This is a genomic window from Pirellulales bacterium (genome assembly GCA_035939775.1).
GTDB lineage: Bacteria > Planctomycetota > Planctomycetia > Pirellulales > DATAWG01 > DASZFO01.
The window spans coordinates 1-3,035 of sequence record DASZFO010000027.1; the positions used below are offsets into that span (position 1 = coordinate 1).

The window sequence follows — 3,035 nt, forward strand, 5'->3', positions numbered from 1 at the left end:
TCGATTCTTGGGTCTGCTAAATAATCCATATCAGGCGATCGCTGTGCTCGGCGGTCCTAAAAAACGGACTGGGAGGAATAAATGAAATACCGTATTTCAAGAATTCAGGCGGTCATGGTTGCAGGCGCCATCACCGCCCCCTTCCATTATTCTCGCTCAATGCCGTGGCACAAATCGCAGTGTCGTCAAATGACGGCAAGGTTGTCCTCAACAACGGCACCGTCTCGGTGCCTGCGAACCCCGTCGACGACACCGTCACTATAATCAACCTCGGCGTTTCGCCGCCAAAGATCATTGCCGAGTTCAAGGCGCCGTCGAGCGTAGTCGGCCCGCCGCAAAACGTGGCCGTTGCGCCTGATGAATCCTTCGCGCTGGTCGCTTCGAATATGAAGCTCGATCCAGCCGATCCGAAAAAGCAGGTACCCGATAACCGCGTTTCAGTAATCGATCTCAAGGCCAGCCCGCCGGCCGTGATCGCCACGCTTGAGGCGGGCCTGGGAGCGACCGGAACAGCGATCAACCGAGCGGGTACCGCTGGCCCTGGTGGCCAATCGCAACGAAGGCACCGTCTCCATCTTTACGATCGCTGGCAACAAATTGAGCGCCGCTGGAAAAGTCGATTTTGGCGATCCGAAATCGGGTCCAAGCGCTGTGGCTTTCACGGCCGACGGCAAGACCGCCCTCGTTACTCGAGACGGCGATCATCGGATTTCGGTTCTCTCAGTTGACGGCAGCAAGGTTACCGATTCCAAGCGGGTCATGACTGGCGGCTTCCGGCCCTACGCGGTCGAAGTCAGCCCCAAAGGCGACATCGCGGTCGTCGGCAATCAGGGCGCTAACGCCGGCGACATCATGCCGGTGAATGTCATCGATCTGGGCGGAAAAGCGCCGCGCATCGTCAGCACCGTGGACGTTGGGCAATACGTCGAAGGCTTGGCGTTTTCAGACGATGGCAACTATCTGGCGATGATCCCGCAAAACGGCTCGAATCTGGCGCCGAGCCATCCGTTCTACAACGATAACGGTCTGCTCGTCGTTTTCAGCGTCAAGGGAACCACGCTGACCAAGGTGGCAGAGGTTAAAATCGGGCAATGGCCGCAGGATGTGGCCTGGAGCCGTGACGGCAAGACTTTGCTGGCGCAAAGCATGGTGGACAATGCGCTCGCCGTCGTCAGTTTCGATGGCAAGAGCCTAAAGGTGACCGGCCAACTCAAAGTCACCGGCGGCCCCGACGGCATTCCGCACCGCCGGGCATTGAGGTGAACTAAAGCATGATCCCGAAAAACTTGCCCTCGGACTTGATCCGTGGGTGGTTGCCGGTTTCCCGCCTGCGCGGAGCTTGGTAATCGTTTGAACTTTCGTCTGATGCTTCGGCGGGCCAACGGGTCCGGCCCGAAGTGGCCGGCCCGATGACAAGCTCCGCCAGGTCGGAAAAGATCATGCGAAAAGCTAGAGCGGGATGATGGTTCGACGAGATCTCATCCCGCTCGGGGAGTCCGTTATCGGGAGAAAAATAAATCTAACTCGGACATCGGGATTCGTGGCTTTGACCCGAACCGGACATCGGCCGGCCGCCAAAATCTTCGCGCTCTGAAATCACGCACGCCCACTTCCAGTGAGCCGGTTTGACCCGCTACGATGCTTCGTCCTGAGCATAGGGAGCGGCAATGAGACGGCGCGAGCTTATCCAAGCGATTGCAGCCTCCGCCTTTACTTGGCCGCTCGCAGCGCACGCGCAGCAGCCCACGATTCCGATGATTGGATTATTGCAAATCGGGACACCATCCGGCTACGACCTCTCGGGATTCCGTCAGGGGCTGAAAGACGCGGGCTATGTCGAGGGCCAGAACCTGGCGATTGAGTATCGCTTCGCGAATGACGATCCATCCCGTCTATCGGAGCTGGCCTCGGATTTGGTGCGCCGTCAGGTGCGCGTGATCGCGGCCGTGGCCAGCGGGCTCGCAGCTCGGGCAGCGAAAGATGCGACCAATACCATTCCGATCGTTTTCGGTTATGGAGCCGACCCAATCAAACAAGGTCTTGTCGCCAACCTCAATCGGCCAGGCGGTAATGTCACCGGGATCATCTCGCTCGCCAACGAGCTTTACGGTAAGCAACTCGGAATCCTGCACGAATTGCTGCCGCAAGCGGCTCATTTTGCCGTCCTCGCCAATCCTAAAGGCACGTCGATTTACGAATCCATCGTTAAGAACTCGCAAGCTGCCGCTTCTGCGATCGGCCAGACAATCGAAATTCTGAACGCCAGCACCGACGGCGAGATCGACGCGGTCTTTATGCGCCTTGGCGATGAAAAAAGCGCGCAGGGTCTATTAGTCACCAACGACCCATTTTACATTGCGCGGCGCGTTCAACTGGCCATTCTGGCGGCGCGCTATGCGGTGCCTGCGATCTATCCGTTCCGTGAAATGGCCGAAGTCGGCGGTTTGTTGAGCTACGGCCCCAATCTTGCCGAACGAGACCGCCAAACCGGGCTCTATGTCGGCCGTATTCTCAAGGGGGAGAAGCCGGCCGATCTGCCCGTACAACAGATGAGCAAATTCGAGTTGGTCATCAATCTGAAAACCGCCAAGGCACTCGGTTTGAGCGTCCCCAATTCAATGCAGTTGCTCGCAGATGCCGTAATCGAATAAAGACCGGCGACTTCTGGGTAATGGCCCAAAGCAGACGCGCCCGCCATTAGCATTCGTGTCCGTTATCGGGGGCTTTCTGCCGCGCTGGCCGTGTTGTCGCGAGGCAGTTGATGACCCTAAGCTGGCTCTCAGCGAACCGCTGCTCGATCACCTCGTCGGCGCGTGCGCCGTTGGGAATGGTGTTCAAGGAGCTTCGGCGTCACGATCCTGCGCGTCCTGAAGGTCACGAGGATCAATAGCTATCATCTCGACCGAGGAAGAATTTTGGGAATCTGCCGGTACGAAGATCATTGTAGCAACGCGACGATAAACGGGAAATGACAATTCTTCGATGAGTTCTTCGTCCGTTGTGACCTTATACTGTCCGGCTGCCAATACCCGATC

General features: G+C 57.8%; 3 protein-coding genes. 2 read left to right on the top strand and 1 reads right to left on the bottom strand.

The annotated features are described in order from the left end of the window. Window positions 1-543: 543 nt before the first annotated feature. Both VGY55_01155 and VGY55_01160 read left to right on the top strand, forming a co-directional pair. Window positions 544-1,263: a YncE family protein gene (locus VGY55_01155; protein ID HEV2968562.1), complete on the top strand. Its 720-nt coding sequence runs from the start codon at window positions 544-546 to the stop codon at window positions 1,261-1,263. 491 nt (window positions 1,264-1,754) lie between these two features. Beyond that, window positions 1,755-2,651 (top strand): ABC transporter substrate-binding protein, encoded by an 897-nt coding sequence (locus VGY55_01160; GenBank protein HEV2968563.1) that lies wholly within the window; start codon window positions 1,755-1,757, stop codon window positions 2,649-2,651. Between the two features lie 183 nt (window positions 2,652-2,834). Here the strand turns inward: VGY55_01160 and VGY55_01165 are convergent. Continuing rightward, on the bottom strand, window positions 2,835-3,035 hold a 201-nt coding region (locus VGY55_01165; protein ID HEV2968564.1), incomplete at its 5' end, for a hypothetical protein.

Coding starts and splice junctions, on each gene's coding strand:
- VGY55_01160 (HEV2968563.1), top strand. CDS start 1,755: ATGATTGGATTATTGCAAATCGGGACACCATCCGGCTACGACCTCTCG.